The sequence below is a fragment of the Devosia sp. GW821-FHT12F11 genome (assembly GCF_058806655.1).
Window position 1 is genome coordinate 358479 of sequence record NZ_JBXAPX010000004.1, and the last position, 17876, is coordinate 376354.

General features: G+C 64.5%; 16 protein-coding genes. 12 read left to right on the forward strand and 4 right to left on the reverse strand.

What is annotated here, in order from left to right:
* Window positions 1-143 precede the first annotated feature (143 nt).
* Window positions 144-3278 (forward strand): efflux RND transporter permease subunit, encoded by a 3135-nt coding sequence (locus AC1ROK_RS14575; protein ID WP_492848057.1) that lies wholly within the window; start codon window positions 144-146, stop codon window positions 3276-3278.
* A 115-nt stretch (window positions 3279-3393) separates the two neighbouring features.
* On the opposite strand, the gene AC1ROK_RS14580 is transcribed toward AC1ROK_RS14575, so the two are convergent.
* Both AC1ROK_RS14580 and AC1ROK_RS14585 read right to left on the reverse strand, forming a co-directional pair.
* Window positions 3394-5352, reverse strand: coding sequence for a hypothetical protein (locus AC1ROK_RS14580; protein WP_492848059.1), 1959 nt, complete (start codon window positions 5350-5352; stop codon window positions 3394-3396).
* A gap of 245 nt (window positions 5353-5597) precedes the next feature.
* Window positions 5598-6296 (reverse strand): hypothetical protein, encoded by a 699-nt coding sequence (locus AC1ROK_RS14585; protein ID WP_492848061.1) that lies wholly within the window; start codon window positions 6294-6296, stop codon window positions 5598-5600.
* Between the two features lie 1294 nt (window positions 6297-7590).
* On the opposite strand from AC1ROK_RS14585, the gene urtA reads away from it, so the two are divergent.
* The 9 genes from urtA (at window position 7591) to AC1ROK_RS14630 (ending at window position 15828) form a co-directional block, all read left to right on the forward strand.
* A complete protein-coding gene (gene urtA / locus AC1ROK_RS14590; RefSeq protein WP_492848063.1) occupies window positions 7591-8904 on the forward strand; it encodes an urea ABC transporter substrate-binding protein in 1314 nt (437 codons plus the stop codon).
* Between the two features lie 85 nt (window positions 8905-8989).
* The gene (urtB, locus tag AC1ROK_RS14595; protein WP_492848065.1) at window positions 8990-10603 is read left to right on the forward strand and encodes an urea ABC transporter permease subunit UrtB; all 1614 of its coding nucleotides are present in this window, start codon (window positions 8990-8992) and stop codon (window positions 10601-10603) included.
* A 148-nt stretch (window positions 10604-10751) separates the two neighbouring features.
* Window positions 10752-11927 (forward strand): urea ABC transporter permease subunit UrtC, encoded by a 1176-nt coding sequence (gene urtC, locus AC1ROK_RS14600; RefSeq protein WP_492848067.1) that lies wholly within the window; start codon window positions 10752-10754, stop codon window positions 11925-11927.
* Window positions 11924-12673, forward strand: coding sequence for an urea ABC transporter ATP-binding protein UrtD (gene urtD / locus AC1ROK_RS14605; RefSeq protein WP_492848069.1), 750 nt, complete (start codon window positions 11924-11926; stop codon window positions 12671-12673). The genes urtC and urtD overlap by 4 nt, the downstream gene beginning before the upstream one ends.
* 80 nt (window positions 12674-12753) lie before the next feature.
* Entirely contained in the window at window positions 12754-13284 is a 531-nt protein-coding gene (locus tag AC1ROK_RS14610) for a hypothetical protein (protein ID WP_492848070.1), read from the forward strand.
* Complete coding sequence (urtE, locus tag AC1ROK_RS14615) at window positions 13281-13985, forward strand: urea ABC transporter ATP-binding subunit UrtE (RefSeq protein ID WP_492848072.1); 705 nt, start codon at window positions 13281-13283, stop codon at window positions 13983-13985. Before AC1ROK_RS14610 ends, urtE begins: the two co-directional genes overlap by 4 nt.
* Window positions 13986-14181: 196 nt before the next feature.
* On the forward strand, window positions 14182-14997 hold the full coding sequence (locus tag AC1ROK_RS14620; protein ID WP_492848074.1) for an urease accessory protein UreD: 816 nt from the start codon (window positions 14182-14184) through the stop codon (window positions 14995-14997).
* Between the two features lie 211 nt (window positions 14998-15208).
* A complete protein-coding gene (locus AC1ROK_RS14625) occupies window positions 15209-15511 on the forward strand; it encodes an urease subunit gamma (RefSeq protein WP_492848076.1) in 303 nt (100 codons plus the stop codon).
* A gap of 5 nt (window positions 15512-15516) precedes the next feature.
* Complete coding sequence (locus AC1ROK_RS14630; protein WP_492848078.1) at window positions 15517-15828, forward strand: urease subunit beta; 312 nt, start codon at window positions 15517-15519, stop codon at window positions 15826-15828.
* 68 nt (window positions 15829-15896) lie between these two features.
* On the opposite strand, the gene AC1ROK_RS14635 is transcribed toward AC1ROK_RS14630, so the two are convergent.
* On the reverse strand, window positions 15897-16211 hold the full coding sequence (locus tag AC1ROK_RS14635; protein WP_492848080.1) for a hypothetical protein: 315 nt from the start codon (window positions 16209-16211) through the stop codon (window positions 15897-15899).
* Window positions 16212-16370: 159 nt separating this feature from the next.
* Window positions 16371-16754 (reverse strand): hypothetical protein, encoded by a 384-nt coding sequence (locus AC1ROK_RS14640; RefSeq protein WP_492848082.1) that lies wholly within the window; start codon window positions 16752-16754, stop codon window positions 16371-16373.
* 130 nt (window positions 16755-16884) lie between these two features.
* Here AC1ROK_RS14640 and AC1ROK_RS14645 point away from each other — a divergent pair, with 130 nt between their 5' ends.
* Window positions 16885-17286 (forward strand): hypothetical protein, encoded by a 402-nt coding sequence (locus AC1ROK_RS14645; RefSeq protein WP_492848084.1) that lies wholly within the window; start codon window positions 16885-16887, stop codon window positions 17284-17286.
* Between the two features lie 107 nt (window positions 17287-17393).
* Entirely contained in the window at window positions 17394-17834 is a 441-nt protein-coding gene (locus tag AC1ROK_RS14650; protein WP_492848086.1) for a DUF1579 family protein, read from the forward strand.
* Window positions 17835-17876: the final 42 nt, after the last annotated feature.

Sequence of the window (17876 nt, forward strand, 5' to 3'; positions counted from 1 at the left end):
CAACCATCCTCCCCCACGAGGGGGGAGGTGCCGCATCGCGTGCTTGGCACGATCGGACCACAAGCTCGACTCTTCACCTCCCCCCTCGTGGGGGAGGCCGGGAGGGGGCCGTCTCTCTCAGTTGACCACCTGGGAGCAAGCGCGTGAGCATCCAGACCCAGAACGAGCGCGGTGGCGCTATTGCAGGGCTGTTCGTGCGGCGGCCGGTGCTGGCGATCGTCGTCAGTTGCCTGATCATCGTCGCCGGCCTCGCCGCCTTTTTCGGCGTCGAGATCCGCGAGCTGCCCAGCGTCGAGCGCCCCACCCTGTCGATCTCCACCAGTTTTCCGGGCGCCGCCGCCCAGACGGTCGACCGTGAAATCACTTCGGCCATCGAGGGGGTGGTGGCCCGCATTCAGGGCGTTGCCTCGATCTCGTCGGATTCGTCCTATGGCCGCAGCCGCGTCTCGATGACCTTCAACGACGGCACCAACCTCGATAACGCCACCTCCGACATCCGCGATGCGCTCGGCCGGATCACCAACCGGCTGCCCGATGGCGCCGAGACCCCGACCATCGTCAAGGCCGACGCCAACGCCCAGGCCATCATCCAGCTGGCGGTGACCTCGGACACGCTGAGCAAGGACGAGCTGACCGAGCTGGTCGAGAACACCATCTCCGAACGGCTCGCCGCAGTGACCGGCGTCGCCGACGTGCAGGTCAACGGCACGCAGAACCGCAGCTTCGAGATCGATGTCGATCAGGTGAAGCTCGCCAGCCTCGGGCTGACGGTGGGCGATATCCGCAACGCGCTCTCGACCATCGCGTTCGACAGCCCCGCCGGCTCGCTCAATGGCACCAACCAGAACATCGCCATCCGCGCCATCGCCGAGGTCAACACCCCCGAAGCGTTCGAGAACATCGTCATCAAGGGCACGACCCGACTCGGCGACGTCGCAAGCGTGGTGTTCTCGCCCGCGGCCGCCAATTCCGGCCTCCGCAGCGACGGCAAATCGGGCATCGGGCTCGGCATCGTGCGGCAGGCGCAATCCAACACCATGCAGATCTCCGAGGGCGTGAAGGCCGCCGTCGCCGAGCTGAAGACCACACTGCCCCCGGGCGTCGACATCAGGATATCCTCCGACGAGTCGGTGTTCATCGCCGGCGCCGTGCACGAGGTCGAGCGCTCCCTGCTGATCGCCGTGGTCGGCGTCATCGTCATCATCTTCCTGTTCCTGCTCGATTGGCGCGCCACCATCATCCCGGCCGTCACCATGCCGGTGGCGCTGATCGGCACCGTTGCCGGAATCTATGCTTTCGGATTCTCGCTCAACATCCTGACTTTGCTGGCGCTTGTCATCGCCACCGGGCTCGTCGTCGACGATGCCATCGTGGTGCTGGAGAACATCACCCGACGGCGTGGCATGGGCCTCGGTCCGCGTGCCGCCGCGGTGCTGGGTACGCAAGAAGTGTTCTTCGCCGTGGTCGCGACCACGCTGACGCTGGCCGCCGTGTTCATTCCGATCTCGTTCCTGCCCGGCCAGACCGGCCTGTTGTTCCGCGAGTTCGGCTTCACCCTCGCTATCTCGGTCGGGCTCTCGGCAGTCGTCGCGCTGTCACTGGCGCCGATGATGGCGTCGCGGATGCTGAAGCCGCATGTCGAGCGGCCGCCCAACATGCTCGAACGCTTCGGCGGCGTGCTGGCCGGGATCTATCGGCGCACGCTCAAGCTGGCGCTCGACAATTCGCTGGTGGTGATCGTCATCGCCGTGCTGTTCGCCGGCGCCGCCTGGGCGGTGTTCGGCACCCTGAAGCAGGAGCTGACCCCACCCGAGGACCGGGCACAGGTCGCCATCAATGTCAGCGCCCCGGCGACGGTAAGCCTCGATTTCACGCGCACCCAGATGCAGAAGATCGAGGACATGCTGCAGCCCTATAAGGACAGCGGCGAAGCGACGAGCATCTTCTCGATCTCCGGCTTCGGCTCGAACACCAATTCCGGCTTCATCATCATGACGCTGGCCGACTGGGAGCACCGCACCCGTTCCCAGCAGCAGATCGCCGCCGAGATCACCCAGCAACTGGTGCAGGTGCCGGGCGTCCGCGCCAATATCCGCCAGGGCAATAGCCTGGGCGTGCGCGGCGGCGGTTCGGGCCTGCAGTTCGCGCTGCTCGGCGACAACTATGCCACGCTCTCCGATGCCGCCAACAAGGTGAAGGCGGAGCTGGAAAAGGACGAGAAATGGGGCCGCGTCTCGGTCAACTACGAGACGACGCAACCGCAGATGACGCTGACCATCGACCGCGAGAAGGCGGCGCAGTTGGGCATCGACATCAACGGGCTAGGCGCTACCATGCAGGCCATGATCGACGGTTCCGACGTCGGCACCGTGTTCATCAACGATTCCAGCTACTCGGTCCGCATGACCTCGACTTCGAGCCCGGTGAACGATCCGGGCGACCTCGAGTCAATCTTCATCAAGACCACCGACGGCCGCTATGTGCCGATGTCGACCATCGCCTCGCTCACCGAGGCGCCGATCGCCCCCTCGCTCGGCCGCGAACAGCAGCGCCGCGCCGTCACGGTGACGGCCGCACTCACCGACGGCTTCGCCCTCGGCGACGCCTACAACGAGGCCGTGGCGCTGGCCCAGCCGCTCTTGCCTGATGGCGCGACCATCGTGCCGATGGCCGAGGCGAAGACCCTCGGCGAGAGCAATAACGGCTTGCTGATCACCTTCGGTTTCGCGCTGATCGTCATCCTGCTGGTATTGGCGGCGCAGTTCGAGAGCGTCTGGAGCGCCATCATCGTCATGGCCACAGTGCCGTTCGGCCTCGCCTGTGCGGTGTTCGCCATGCTGCTCACCGGGGTGACGCTCAATGTCTACAGCCAGATCGGGCTGGTCCTGGTGGTCGGCATCATGGCCAAGAACGGCATCCTGATCGTCGAGTTCGCCAACCAGTTGCGCGACCGCGGCCAATCGGTGCGCGAGGCGGTGGAGAACTCCGCCAATATCCGGCTGAGGCCAGTGGTGATGACCATGATCGCCACCGTGCTTGGCGGCGTGCCGCTGATCATCGCCGGCGGCGCCGGTTCGGAAGCCCGTGCGGCGCTCGGCTGGATCATGGTGGGCGGGCTGAGCCTTGCCGCAGTCGCGACACTCTACCTGACGCCGGTCGCCTACCTGTTGCTGGCGCGGTTTTCGAAGCCCAAGGCGTTCGAGGAAGAACGGCTGCGACAGGAGCTGGCGGCCGCCGATGCGGCGGAGGCCGGCGCCCACCCTGCCCCGGCGGAGTAGACAGACAGCACGGTAGCTCCGCACGCCCGCCTCTCTCTGTGGTGACCGGACAAGTTGAAGGGCGCGGTGGAGCCATCCAGGCCGCGCCCTTCTTCGGGTCCTGATCGGGGCGAGATCAGAACGCGTACACGGTCAGCTGTCCACCGCTGCGGCCGATGGCATAGACGTCGCTGACGCCGGCGCCGGAGCGCTGCAGTTCGGCGACCAGCTTGCCACTGCCACCCAGCACGCGCTGCAGGACCTGCACCTTCTTGCTGGCTGTGACGGCGTTCACCACCTTGTCCTTGAGATCAGCGCAGAGACGGACCTTGACCACCTTGACGCCGTTGACGTTGCTCAGCAGCGCGCGGTTCAGCTGCATCTGCTTGACCTGCGCGATCACCTGCTTGGCATCGTTCGTGTTGCAGGCGCGGTTCATGCCGAACCCACCACCGCCGCCACCGGCCACGATCACGCGACCGCCAGGACCGCCGGGGCCACCAGGGCCGCCAGGACCACCAGGACCGCCGGGACCACCAGGGCCACCAGGACCGTTGCCGCCGCCCAGGTCGATGTTGATGTCACCGATATTGAGCAGGCTGCTGAGGTCGAGCAGGTTGCTCAGGTCGAGATCGGAGAGCAGGCCGCTGAGGTCCGTACCGCTCAGGATGTCGTTCAACTCGAGAGCATCCAGGAGATCGACATCGCCAACCAGGTCGGTCACGCCACCCAGCCCGATATCACCGAGCCCGATATCACCGACGAGATCGGTGACGCCGCCCAGTCCGATATCACCGACGAGGTCGGTGACACCACCCAGTCCGATATCACCGACCAGATCGGTGACACCACCCAGTCCGATATCACCGACGAGGTCGGTGACGTCACCAAGGCCCAACAGGCCAAGATCGCCCAGGTCGAGCAGGTCGTCGCCCAGCACGCCGCCGCCAAGCAGGTCGCCGCCCAGCAGGTCGCCTCCGAGAATGTCACCACCAAGAACGTCACCGGTGATATCGCCGAGTCCCAGATCGGCGAGATTCAGGCCGTCGAGCAACCCTTCACCACCGCCGAGGCCGAGGTCGAGGTTGCCCAACAGACCATCATCGCCGCCGAGGCCGAGGTTCAGGTCGCCCAGCAGGCCATCATCGCCGCCGAGACCGAGGTCGAGGTTGCCCAGCAGGCCATCATCGCCGCCCAGACCGAGGTCGAGATTGCCCAGCAGGCCGTCGTCGCCGCCCAGACCGAGGTCGAGGTTGCCCAGCAGGCCATCATCGCCGCCGAGACCGAGGTCGAGGTCGCCCAGCAGGCCATCGTCGCCGCCGAGACCGAGGTCGAGATCGGCCAGCAGGCCGTCGTCGCCGCCGAGCCCGAGGTCGAGATCGGCCAGCAGGCCATCGTCGCCGCCGAGCCCGAGGTCTAGATCGCCCAGCAGGCCATCATCGCCGCCGAGCCCGAGGTCTAGATCGCCAAGCAGGCCATCATCGCCGCCGAGACCGAGGTCGAGGTCGCCAAGCAGGCCATCGTCGCCGCCGAGACCGAGGTCGAGATCACCCAGCAGCCCATCGTCACCGCCAAGGTCGAGGTCGTCGATCAGCCCACCGACGAGGCCATCATCGCCACCGCCGAGTCCAAGATCGTCGAGCAGACCATCACCGCCGGTCAAGCCGAGGTCACCGAGCACCCCTTCTTCGCCAGTGACGCCGAGGTCACCGAGCAGGCCGCTCTCGCCTGTCACGTCGCCGAGCAGACCATCGTCGCCCGTTATGTCGCCGAGCAGGCCGTCATCACCGGTCAGCCCCCCGACCACTCCCTCATCGCCGGTGAGATCGTCGAGTACACCATCGTCTCCGGTTACGCCGAGGTCACCGAGCAGGCCGTCGCTGCCGCCATCGACGCCGGCACCGAGGTCGACATTGACCAGCGAACCGCCGTCGCCGCCGATGCTCACAATGCCGCCGACGTCGACGCCGGCCGAATCACCACTATCGTCGCCTCCTAGAAGGCCACCGAGCAGCCCGGCGGCATTTGCTGGAACCAGACTGGTACTGGCCATCAGCACAATCGCCGCGAGTACTGTAATCTTTTTGGATTGCATCACGCTTCTCCTCTGCGAAACATGATGCAACATTGCTCCCGGCAACCTGACAGGACGCTGTCAACTAGTATGCCGTTGCTTTCGCGATGGAATGCTCAGTTATCGAACACATTCCGCGATTCCATCATTCTGCAGATAATAGCAACTTACACTTAGACGCAGGAGATCGAATACGTAATGACGGAATCTGAAGGGGCGCGACCTGAAGGTCGCGCCCCTTACTCAGTTCAGCGATGCGTCAGGCGTCAGTAGACGTAGACTACCAGCTGGCCCCCTTTGCGCTGCACCGCGACCACGTCGCCCGCGTCATAGCGGGTACGGCCAAGCGAGGCCGTGATCAGCGCATCCGACATTACCGCCCGGCGCAGCAGGTTGATCTTTTTGCTCTTGGCAAGCAGCGCCGCGACCTGCTTCTTGGCCGCAGGGCAGAGCTTGATCGGCACCACCTGCACATTGGCGGCGCGCATCCAGGCTTTGATCTCGGCACCGCTGATCTTGCCGGCCGCCGCCACCTGCAGCAGTTGCTTGGTGTTGTTGACCGTGCAGTTGATCACAAACGTGCCGCCGCCGCCGAGGCTGCCGACCAGCACGGGACGACCACCCGGATTGTTCGGACCACCAGGATTGTTCGGATTGTCGGGATCGAGAATCCCAAGGTCGATATCAAGGTCGAGCCCGAGCCCGGCGAGATCGAGCGAAATCGACGTACTCTTGAGCAGGCCAGTCGTCGACACGTTGGCGTTGACCAGGGGGTTGTTGCCCTTGCCGACAGCGGCATTCAGCAAGTTGTTATTGCCGCCGCCGAGGTCGAGATTCACCAGCGCATCGTTGTCGTCGTCGTTCAGCGACAGCAGGCCGCCGACGTTAGTGCCACCACCACCACCGCCGCCGCCGCCGCCACCCCCGGTGACGCCGCCGACCACTCCGCCGACAGTTTCGGTCACACCACCCACGACGCCGCCAACTGTTTCGGTGAGCCCACCTAGCAAGCCCCCTGCACTAGCGGGGCCTGCACTCAGACCTGCGACGATTGCGAGCGTCGCCAGAGCCGCAAATGCATTGTTCCTCATGACCATTCTCCGCTCATCCGCCGCCCGTCGGCTGATGAATATGCATGTATGAGGCCGTTGTAAAGCTTGGGAACGGAAGCTGATCAATTTGTGAGTGGTTGGCCAATATATTCCGCATCTTCGTCAATTGCGTCGATTACGCAATGACACTTACGACGAACGTTTGCGTATACTTATACGTGGTGATACTTATGGCGCAGACAATTTTCGAGAAGCTTGAGTCCAATGCAAAATGTCACCGGAAGTTGCGGTCCGGCCTACGCACCAGCGCGTAGGCCGGGAGTCATCGACTCCGACCCCTGCGCTTGCCGCGGATAGTGCGGCGGACGAAAACCGCAGGCAGCGCGGATATCTCGATGCTTGGAAGTGTTTTGGTGACGGTCGGAGCGGCGGCACGGGAACTTGCCGGCACAAGATGACAGCACGCTGACAGCTTTCCGCAACTTATGAACAAGCGCGATCGCCGCCTCGGCGCGCGATACGCGGCCTGCTCGTCGGCGCGCCCAAACCGTCCGCGCACGCCCGTTTGATTCAGGCAAAACGACTGGTTGCGACACGGTACTGTATCGCCACCTATCGCTATCACGACAAACACGTAGATGCGGGCCAATCTGCCGGCCCCGCAGACAAAGAAGGCGCGAAGCCGAAGCTCCGCGCCCCACCGGCGTCAACCACGAGGGAGCGTCAGCCCTCGCAATATCGGCCGATATCTGTGCACCGCGAACTGTTCGACGGCGACTTGCTGGCTTAACGGCGAACTGGGCGGATGGTTGCGACGGACGACACGATCAGGCGTAGCAGAAATGCAAAGCCCCGCGCCGTTGCCGGGGCGGGGCCGAGGTGTTGGTGCAAACAACCTCTGCCGGAAGCGAACTTCCGGTGGCCACTTTTTAGCAGGACTGCAACCCGCGGTCATCCCAGGAGCGGCGCCGGGCGGCGGCCAGTTCCGATGCAGCCCGAAGCGCTGCACAATTCTTAAGCAACCACTAATGAGGCTGCCCAGAGAACCGGCAGAGCAAGCCGACCGGTATGCATCCGTTCCGTCGCGCGAAACCGCCGGGCGTCGAAAGAGCGCAGCAGAGTCAGAGGCTTGGCAGCGGTTTTCGGCGCTGGCACGGCGATTGCAACTTCCTCTCCGGTGCAAACAACCAAACTGTCGGAGGTAAGTATGACAGGTATTAGTCGCATGATGGCCGGTATCGGCCTGGGGGTCGCGATGACTGCCGGGGCGCTCGCGCCTCTTACTGCTTATGCGCAGGACACCATCAAGGTGGGCGTTCTCCACTCGCTGTCGGGAACCATGGCGATCTCGGAGACCACCCTGAAGGACACCATGCTCTTCCTCATCGATGAGCAGAACAAGAAGGGCGGCGTGCTGGGCAAGAAGCTCGAGGCCGTCGTCGTCGACCCTGCGTCCGACTGGCCGCTGTTCGCCGAGAAGGCCCGCGAGTTGATCGCCGTCAACGGCGTCGCCGCCGTGTTCGGCTGCTGGACCTCGTCGTCGCGCAAATCGGTCCTGCCGGTGTTCAAGGAACTGAACTCGATCCTCTTCTACCCCGTGCAGTACGAGGGCGAAGAGTCCGAGAAGAACGTCATTTACACCGGTGCCGCGCCGAACCAGCAGGCCATCCCCGCCGTCGACTACCTGATGAGCGAGGAAGGCGGCTCGGTGAAGCGCTGGGTGCTCGAAGCCACCGACTACGTCTACCCGCGCACCACCAACAAGATCCTCGAGCAGTACCTCAAGGACAAGGGCGTGGCGCCTGAAGACATCAAGATCAACTACACCCCGTTCGGCTTCTCCGACTGGCAGACCGAAGTCGCCGCCATCAAGGAATTCGGCTCCGCCGGCAAGAAGACCGCCGTGGTCTCGACCATCAACGGCGACGCCAACGTGCCGTTCTACAAGGAACTGGGCAACCAGGGCATCTCGGCCGAGGACATCCCGGTCGTCGCCTTCTCGGTCGGTGAAGAAGAACTCGCCGGCATGGACACCTCGGCCCTCGTCGGTCACCTCGCCGCCTGGAACTACTTCCAGTCGGTGGAAAACGAGGCCAATGCCGAGTTCATCAAGAACTGGCACGCCTATATCGGCAACGACAAGCGCACCACCAACGATCCGATGGAAGCGGCCTATCTCGGCTTCCAGCTCTGGGTGCAGGCGGTCGAGAAGGCCGGCACCACCGATACCGATGCGGTGCTCAAGGCCATCGTCGGGCTCGAAGTGCCGAACCTCACCGGTGGCACTGCCAAGGTCCTGCCGAATCACCACCTGACCAAGCCGGTGCTGATCGGCGAAATCCAGGCGGACGGCCAGTTCGAAACCGTGTGGCAGACCGAAGGCGACGTGCCGGGCGATGCCTGGTCGGACGTCTTGCCGGAAGACAAGGGCATCGAGGCCGACTGGACCGATCCGCTGACCGGTTGCGGCCATTTCGACACCGCCACCAAGACCTGCGGCGCTGCTCCGGCAGCCATGTAGTCCGCGACGATCCGGCGACGGCGGCTCCCCGCCGTCGCCTCCCACTCGATGACGCCCCAGTTTCCCAGGCGATAGAGCGACCACGATGGCCACCCGATTCCTTACTCTGATTGCCTTCCTGCTCGCTGTAGCTCTCGCCCCCCTGCCCGCGCTGGCACAGTCGGACCTTGCCGCGCAAATCAATGCGCTTGGCCCCGGCAGCTTTGCCGACCGCACCAAGGCGATGGATGTACTTGTCGCCACCGGCGACGAACGCGTGCCGCCGGTGCTGCAGGCACTGAGCGACGGCAACCTCTACATCCGCGAATCCGACGGCAAAGTGGTGATCGCCGCCAAGGCCGCCGACGGGCTGGCGGCGACGGACCCGGTCGATGGCGCCGATCTCGGCGTCCTGCCGAGCGGTGAGCTCGAAAAGATCAAGACCAACAATGGCCTGCGCGGCAAGATCCGCACCGCCATCGGCAAGCTGACGCTCCTGAGTCCCGACCAGCCGACCCGGCTGTCGGCAGCGCAGAGCGTGTTGAAGAACGCCGATCCGGCAATGCTCGAACTGCTCGACCAGGCGATATCAACCGAGGCGGATACCGGCATCAAGAGCACCATGCAGATGGCGCGCGCCGTCATCGTCTTGAAGACCGATGCCTCGCTGGAAGACAAGCGCGCCGCCGTCGATCTGGTCGTGGCGCAGAACAACCGCGCCGCCCAGACCGTGCTGCGCAACACGCTCGACACTGCGCCCGACGAGCTGAAGCCGACGATCCAGACCGGCATCGACTCGATCGGCCGCACCCTCGCCGTCTGGGACGTCGGCCAGAACCTGCTCTACGGTCTCTCGCTGAGCTCGGTTCTGCTGCTCGCCGCCATCGGCCTCGCCATCACCTTCGGCGTCATGGGCGTCATCAACATGGCGCATGGCGAGATGGTGATGCTGGGGGCCTACACCACCTATGTCACGCAGCTGGTGATCCAGTCGGTGGCGCCGGGGCTGATGGAGTACTCCCTCGCCTTCGCCGTCCCCGCCGCCTTCCTGATTACTGCGCTGGTCGGCATCGGCATCGAACGCGGCATCATCCGCTGGCTTTACGGCCGGCCGCTCGAAACCCTGCTCGCCACCTGGGGTCTGTCCCTGGTGCTGCAGCAGCTGGTCCGTACCATTTTCGGCCCCACCAACAAACTGGTGCAGCCGCCGCAGTGGATGAGCGGCACGTTCGAATTGTGGAACCTGAGCTTCACCTGGAACCGGCTCTGGATCATCGTCTTTGCCATCGCGGTGTTCATCGCACTGCAGATCATCCTCAACCGCACGCCGCTGGGCCTGCAGATGCGGGCAGTGACGCAGAACCGCCGCATGGCCTCGGCCATGGGCATCCGCACCCCGTTCGTCGATGCCATGACCTTCGGGCTGGGCTCCGGCATTGCCGGAATGGCCGGCGTGGCGCTGAGCCAGATCGACAATGTCTCGCCCAATCTCGGCCAGGGCTACATCATCGACAGCTTCATGGTGGTGGTGTTCGGCGGCGTCGGAAACCTGTGGGGCACGCTGATCGGCGCGCTGTCGCTCGGCGTCGCCAACAAGTTCCTCGAGCCCTATGCCGGGGCGGTGCTGGCCAAGATCGCCATCCTGATCCTCATCATCCTGTTCATCCAGCGGCGACCAAGAGGGCTGTTCGCGCTCAAGGGCCGGGCGATTGAATCATGAGGAGGCACGCTTCCGATCCATCCGTCGTCGCCTCCCTCCCCCTTGAGGGGAGGGACCGAGGGTGGGGGTCCATCGGTGATCACCGCACCACCCCCACCCCCAGCCCCTCCCCTCAAGGGGGAGGGGAGCGCGGCCCTGGAGCGTATTCATGCTGACCCAAATGCTGTTCCGCGCCCTCGACAAGAAGGCCATCTGGCTGGTCGTGGCGCTGGTTTTCATCGCCATCGCCATTCCGGTCGCCAACCTGGCGATCCCCGAAGGCAACCCGCTGCATTTGCCCAACTACATGGTGCCGCTGCTCGGCAAGTACCTGAACTATGCGCTGCTGGCGCTCGCGCTCGATCTGGTCTGGGGCTATTGCGGCATTCTCTCGCTTGGCCACGCCGCGTTCTTTGCGCTCGGCGCTTATGCCATGGGCATGTACCTGATGCGCCAGATCGGGGCGCGCGGCGTCTACGCCAATCCGGTGCTGCCCGATTTCATGGTGTTCCTCAACTACAAGGACCTGCCCTGGTTCTGGCACGGCTTTGACCTGTGGTGGTTCGCCTTCCTGATGGTGCTGTTCGTGCCGGGCCTGCTGGCCTTCGCCTTCGGCTGGTTCGCCTTCCGCAGCCGCGTCACCGGCGTCTACCTCTCGATCATCACCCAGGCGATGACTTATGCCTTGCTGCTGGCCTTCTTCCGCAACGATCTGGGGCTCGGCGGCAATAACGGGCTCACCGACTTCAAGGACATCCTGGGCTTCAACGTGCAGGCCGCCACCACCCGCGCCGCGCTGTTCGCCGCCTCGGCGCTGGCCCTGGCGTTGGCGGTGATCATCTGCTCGGCCATCGTCAATTCGAAGCTGGGCAGGGTGATGGTGGCGGTGCGCGATGGCGAAAGCCGCACCCGCTTCCTCGGCTGGCGCCCGGAGAACGTCAAACTCTTCGCCTTCGTGGTGTCGGCCGTACTGGCCGGCATCGCCGGCGCGCTCTACACGCCACAGGTCGGCATCATCAACCCAGGCGAGTTCGACCCTGCCAATTCGATCGAAGCGGTGATCTGGGTCGCCGTCGGTGGCCGCGGCACGCTGATCGGCCCGATCATCGGCGCGGTGCTGGTCAATGCCGGCAAATCGGTGTTCACCGGCGCCTTCCCCGATTTCTGGCTCTACTGCCTCGGTGGCCTGTTCATCTTCGTCACCCTCTTCATGCCCAAGGGCATTGTCGGGCTGTTCCAGAAGCTTCGCCCCCGCAAGGGTAAGGAGGCGAGCTCGGCAGCCGAAGCCGGCGAGGATCCATCCACCCTGCCGCAGCCCAAGCCTGTGCCGGAGCCCGCCGAATGACCGACAAATCCGGCACCATGCTCTATCTCAACGGCGTCTCCGTCTCCTTCGACGGCTTCAAGGCGTTGAACCATCTCTCGATCATCGTCCACCCGGGCGAGATGCTGGCGATCATCGGCCCGAACGGCGCCGGCAAGACCACCATGATGGACATTATCACCGGCAAGACCCGGCCCGATGATGGCGAGGTGTATTTCGACGGCCGCACCGACCTCACCAAGCTCGACGAAGCGTCGATCGCCAATCTCGGCATTGGCCGCAAGTTCCAGAAGCCGACCGTGTTCGAGAGCCACACCATCTGGGACAACCTGGTGCTGGCGCTGAAGAAGCCGCGCAGCGTGCTCGCCGCCTTGCTCTATTCCGAGAGCGCCGAAGACAAGGCCCGCATCGAGGAAATCCTCGAAACCGTCCGCCTCACCGGGCGCAAGAACGAACTCGCCGCCGACCTTAGCCACGGCCAGAAGCAGTGGCTGGAGATCGGCATGCTGCTGGCGCAGGACCCAAAGCTGCTACTGGTCGACGAGCCGGTCGCCGGCATGACCGACGCCGAAACCGTCGAAACGGCAAAGCTGCTCAAACAGATCGCCAAGACCCGCTCGGTGGTGGTGGTCGAGCACGACATGAGCTTCGTGCGCGAACTCGGCACGCGCGTCACTTGCCTCGCCGAGGGCTCGGTGCTGGCCGAAGGCTCGCTCGACCAGGTGAGCGCCAATCCGGTCGTCATCGAACGTTATCTCGGGCGATGATGGTCAGTTGCAGTAACCTCCGCACCTATTCAATATCCCCGGCGATCGCGCGACCAAACGTGCGGCTTGGGGATAGTGGAATGCATATTCTGGCAATTGTTGTCGGCATCATTGCTGCCGCGGGTGTTTGGTACTGGCGCGTCAAGGCGGCCAAGGAGGTGGTCGACGACGTCGGAAGCGTGGTCGGGCGGGTCCAGGGCCGCATCCGGATGAACAACTTCAGGAAGAAGGCCGAGGGTTCGGCGCTCGCCTCGATCGAAGACCCAGCGCTTGCTGCAGCGGTGTTCCTCCACGCGCTCGCCAATGAGAAGCGTGATGCCCTGCATCTTGCCGAACCCAGGATTCGCGAGGAAATCAGCCGGATCGTCGCGGATGCCGACCTCGACGAAGTAGTCTCCTATGCGCAATGGGCGGCCCGCGACGTCGCCGACGCCCGCGATGTCGTCCGCCGCTTCAAGCCGCTGTGGCGGCAGAAGCTGACGCGCGAAGAGCGCGCCGATCTCGTTACCATGGCAGAGACCATCGCCAGCCTCGGCGAAGCCGGCGACCACAACCAGAAGCTGACCCTCGTGACGCTGCGCACGGCACTGGGCCCGGAGCAGAACAGATGACCACCGCCCTCTCGATCCGTGACATCGGCCTCCATTACGGTGCGGCGCAGGCGTTGCGCGGCATCTCGATCGAGGTGAAACCCGGACGGATCACCGCCGTGCTCGGCCGCAACGGCGTCGGCAAATCTTCGACGCTGCGCGCCGTCACCGGCATCAACAACATCTCCTCGGGCGAGATCGTCTTCAACGACGAGGTGCTGAAGAAGGCGCCTCCCTACAAGCGGGCCCGGCTCGGCATCGGCTACGTGCCGCAGGGCCGCGAAATCTTCCCGCTGCTGACGGTGAAGGAGAACCTCGAAACCGGCTACGCGCCGCTGAAGGCGGCCGAACGCAACGTGCCGGACTACATCTACGAGCTGTTCCCGATCCTCAAATCCATGCTCGGCCGCCGCGGCGGCGACCTCTCGGGCGGACAGCAGCAGCAACTCGCCATTGGTCGCGCCCTGGTGACGCGACCCAAGGTGCTGGTGCTCGACGAGCCGACGGAGGGCATCCAGCCCTCGATCATCAAGGATATCGGCCGGGCGCTGCAGTTCCTGCGCGACCAGAAGGGCATGACCATCCTGCTGGTCGAGCAATACCTGGACTTCTGCCGCGAGATCGCCGACGACATCTACATCATGGACCGCGGTGAAATCATGCATTCCGGCCCCGCCGCCGACCTCGACCTGCCCGAAGTGCGCCGGCATCTGATGGTGTGAGCGTGGGGCTGTCTGAGAGTTTGGTGCGGGAAGAGTACCCCCCACCCTGTCCCTCCCCCGCAAGGGGGGAGGAGACGTGCGCTCGCAAGTCTTCGTCTCTCACAGATCGCTGTGTTGGCGTCTCCCTCCCCCTTGCGGGGAGGGGACAGGGGTGGGGGTGCTCTTCCCGCACTGGCCTGTCCTCATGGGCTAGTCCATGAACGCCATCTCCCCGACCATCCGCCACCAGCGCGCTCGCGGCACCGGCCGCATCGCCACCCAGGTGCTCGATGGCCGCACCCGGCTGACCACCCTGTACCAGGAGGGTTGCGCCAAGATCCGCCTGCCGCACACGCATGACCCGAGCCTCCAGGCGGTACTGATCAATACCGCCGGCGGGCTGACCGGCGGTGACGAGGTGAGCTGGGAAGCCAAGGCAGCGCCCGGCGCCAGGATGGTGCTCACCACCCAGGCCTGCGAGCGGGTCTATCGCTCGCTCGGTGACGACGCCCGCGTCAGCACCAGGCTCGAGGTCGGCGCCGGCGCGCATCTCGACTGGCTGCCGCAGGAAACGATCCTTTACGAAAGCGGCCGGCTCAACCGCAGCCTTGAGGTCGACCTCGCTCCCGATGCCAGTTTCTTCGCCATCGAGGCGATCATTCTCGGCCGTGAGGCCATGGGCGAAACCGCCCGCGGCGCCCGGCTTTCGGATAACTGGCGCATCCGCCGCGGCGGCCGGCTGCTCCATGCCGAAGCGACGCGGCTGAGCACAGATCCGCTCGAGCGCGATGGCCTGTCGCTGCTGGCCGGCGCCGGCGCCTTCGCCACCCTGCTCTATGTCGGCGCCGATGCGGAACGAAAGCTCGATCCGGTCCGCGCCCTCATCACCGGCGAGACCGCGGCCAGCGTCATCGGCGAACGCCTCGTCGTCCGCGCCATGGCGCCCTCAGGGCTTGCGCTGCGGCGCATCATCACCCCAATAATCGCAAAGCTATCCGGCGCCGGTACCCTGCCCCGCCTGTGGCATTTGTGAGCATGAATCGCATGGCTTCCTTCTCCACCGATGTCATCCCGGCGCAGGCCGGAATCCATCTCTCCGCCTGCGCCAGCGGCGCCATGGATTCCCGCTTTCGCGGGAATGACACCGCGGTTGTGGCACGAGCCTGTGCCAACACCACCGCCGTCATCCCCGCGAAAGCGGGGATCCAGTGCCCCACGCACGACACTCCTGTAGGAACTCCCGCATGAACCTGACGCCCCGCGAGAAAGACAAGCTGCTCATCGCCATGGCTGCCATCGTGGCCCGCAGGCGCCTCGAGCGCGGCGTGAAGCTCAACCACCCCGAGGCCATCGCGCTGATCACCGACTACGTCGTCGAAGGCGCCCGCGATGGCCGCTCGGTCGCCGACCTGATGGAAGCGGGCGCCCATGTGGTGAGCCGCGCCCAGGTAATGGAAGGCATTGCCGAGATGATCCACGACGTGCAGGTCGAAGCCACCTTCCCCGACGGCACCAAGCTCGTCACCGTCCACGAACCGATCCGGTAAGCGACATGGCTCTCATCCCAGGCGAAATCACCACCGTCCCCGGCGACATCGAGCTCAATGTCGGCGCGCCGCAGATCACCATCGAAGTCGCCAATACCGGCGACCGCCCGATCCAGGTCGGCTCGCATTACCACTTCTACGAAACCAATGCCGGCCTCAGCTTCGACCGCGAAAAGGCCCGCGGCATGCGGCTCGATATCGCCGCCGGCACCGCGGTGCGCTTCGAGCCGGGCCAGGCTCGCGAGGTGCGGCTGGTGCCGCTCTCGGGCAACCGCATCGTCTACGGCTTCCAGCAGAAGGTGATGGGCAAGCTCTAGCGCGGGCGCTTCCGGACGCGAAAAGGCCGGGCATTGAGCCCGGCCTTTTCGTCTGGAACAGGGAGCGGTTAGCCCTGAACCAGGATGGTCACGTCGGTCGCATCGGTACCGGTGATGCCCACCACATCGTCAAGCGACGCGCCGAAGCTCTCGAGCTGGGCGAGCAGCCCCGGGCTGCCCTGGATACGGGCCTTCAGCGAGTCGAGATCGACCTCTTCATAGCCCGGGCTCAGAGGATTGAGCTCGGCAGCGGTCACGGTCTTGAAGCTGACCGTCGTCGCCGAGGTCAACGCGTCCATCGCGCTCCCTTCCGCTGCCATGCCCAAGCCGGCAGTCGAAAGCGTGAGAGCAGCGGCAACAGCAATAGCCTTGAGATTCAACATCTTTTATCTCCATTGGTCATAAAACCACACTGGAGAGACGCATGAAGCGGGCAGAGGTTTCCCTTTGCCCGTTCACACTATTTTGCGCGTCCTGGACGGGAACCCGCCCTCAGAGATCGTGCGAAACCTTACGATCAGAGATCGTGCGAAACCCTACGATCAGAGATCGTCGGCGTAGAGGACCCCGCCGCCGTCGCCCGCGAGATCGATCGAAACGATCTGGCCCAGGCTGACGCCGGAATTGCGGATGGCGCTCATCGCCAGCGGGTTGATCACCAGGTTGCCCTGCAGGTACCCCACGTCGCGCTGCTTGATCTCGAGCGACCGGGCCAGCAGGTCCGCATTCATCTCCGCCCCGGCGAGGCTGGAGAGACGCACGACGCGCAGACCCGCGGCGCTGTCGGCCCGACCGGCAGCGTGCAGGAATTCGCTTCCGCCGATCCCCGAGATGATCTGGACGATATCCATGTTCTGCGCATAGGCGAACTGGGGCGCGGCCACAGCCAAGGTGACGGCGAGCGCGGCGACGAATCGGGATTTCATGTGAGCCTCCAAACAGGTAGCGCCAATAAAACAGCGGGCTGTGGCAAAATCCGGACAGAGCGCCACAGAGCTTTGGCAATCGCCAGAGATTTCGGCTAGGGATGCGCCGTTTTCAATGGGCAGGACGGCGATGGCCAGCAAAGAAGAAGATTTCAAGGAGCGCTTCGTGGCCGTGCTGGAGGACTTGCGCAGCAATGGCGGCAAAGATCCCGAGGCGATGTTCCTGATCGGCAGCCTCGCGGCACGCCTCGTCGATCGCGCCAGCCAGCCCAGCTGGGCCGCCTACAAGGCCAGTATGGCGCGCCAGGTCTATGACAAGCTGCTCGGCGATTTCCAGAAGCAGGGCAACGACTTCCATCGTGAAGGCAAGGCCAAGCATGCCTACGCCATCCAGGTGCTCGCCATCTCGCTGATCGCCCGCACCCAGGTCGACCCCGAAATCCGCGCTGGCGATGGCCTGCTCGACGAGATGCTCGGCTTCCTCATCGCCGCCTACCGCAAGGCCCAGGCGGCAACACCCAAGCCGCACTGATCCAGGACGCCCGACCCGCCAGGTACGGTGCCTTGACAACTCCGCTCGAACACCATTTAACGCGAACGTTAAATAACAGATATGTTAAATGGTACGGAGACAGTGATATGCAGAAGGCCAAGCAGGAGCGCCTGCGCCTCCTCGACGTGTTCGTCGGCACCTGGGACACCACAATCACGCTGCTCGACCAGGACGGGGTAGAGGGCGCTATCTCGAACGCGACCGATACCTACGGCTGGATGGCGAACGGCCATTTCCTGCTGCACGACGTCGACGCCGAGATCGACGACCAGCACATCCTGTCGATGGAAATCATCTCGCTGGACGCGGACAGCCCGGGCTATGTCACCCGTAGCTACGACGCCGACGGCAGCATCAACGACTTCACCGCTGAGTTGAACGGTGACCGGTGGCGCATCATCGGCCGCGATCAGCGCTTTGATGGCAGTTTCAGCGCCGACAGGCACACGCTGACTGGACGCTGGGAGCAACGCGACGGCGGTGCATGGCACCCGCTGATGACGGTCAGGCTCATAAGACGAAGCTGAGAGCATCATTCCTGCCGATTTTCGCGTCACACGGCTGGACAG

What these genes read in the sequence shown, in the direction of transcription:
- AC1ROK_RS14580 (WP_492848059.1), bottom strand. Translation starts at nt 5,352, where the DNA reads ATGCAATCCAAAAAGATTACAGTACTCGCGGCGATTGTGCTGATGGCC.
- urtA (WP_492848063.1), top strand. Translation starts at nt 7,591, where the DNA reads ATGACAGGTATTAGTCGCATGATGGCCGGTATCGGCCTGGGGGTCGCG.
- urtB (WP_492848065.1), top strand. Translation starts at nt 8,990, where the DNA reads ATGGCCACCCGATTCCTTACTCTGATTGCCTTCCTGCTCGCTGTAGCT.
- urtC (WP_492848067.1), top strand. Translation starts at nt 10,752, where the DNA reads ATGCTGACCCAAATGCTGTTCCGCGCCCTCGACAAGAAGGCCATCTGG.
- urtD (WP_492848069.1), top strand. Translation starts at nt 11,924, where the DNA reads ATGACCGACAAATCCGGCACCATGCTCTATCTCAACGGCGTCTCCGTC.
- AC1ROK_RS14610 (WP_492848070.1), top strand. Translation starts at nt 12,754, where the DNA reads ATGCATATTCTGGCAATTGTTGTCGGCATCATTGCTGCCGCGGGTGTT.
- urtE (WP_492848072.1), top strand. Translation starts at nt 13,281, where the DNA reads ATGACCACCGCCCTCTCGATCCGTGACATCGGCCTCCATTACGGTGCG.
- AC1ROK_RS14620 (WP_492848074.1), top strand. Translation starts at nt 14,182, where the DNA reads ATGAACGCCATCTCCCCGACCATCCGCCACCAGCGCGCTCGCGGCACC.
- AC1ROK_RS14625 (WP_492848076.1), top strand. Translation starts at nt 15,209, where the DNA reads ATGAACCTGACGCCCCGCGAGAAAGACAAGCTGCTCATCGCCATGGCT.
- AC1ROK_RS14630 (WP_492848078.1), top strand. Translation starts at nt 15,517, where the DNA reads ATGGCTCTCATCCCAGGCGAAATCACCACCGTCCCCGGCGACATCGAG.
- AC1ROK_RS14635 (WP_492848080.1), bottom strand. Translation starts at nt 16,211, where the DNA reads ATGTTGAATCTCAAGGCTATTGCTGTTGCCGCTGCTCTCACGCTTTCG.
- AC1ROK_RS14640 (WP_492848082.1), bottom strand. Translation starts at nt 16,754, where the DNA reads ATGAAATCCCGATTCGTCGCCGCGCTCGCCGTCACCTTGGCTGTGGCC.
- AC1ROK_RS14645 (WP_492848084.1), top strand. Translation starts at nt 16,885, where the DNA reads ATGGCCAGCAAAGAAGAAGATTTCAAGGAGCGCTTCGTGGCCGTGCTG.
- AC1ROK_RS14650 (WP_492848086.1), top strand. Translation starts at nt 17,394, where the DNA reads ATGCAGAAGGCCAAGCAGGAGCGCCTGCGCCTCCTCGACGTGTTCGTC.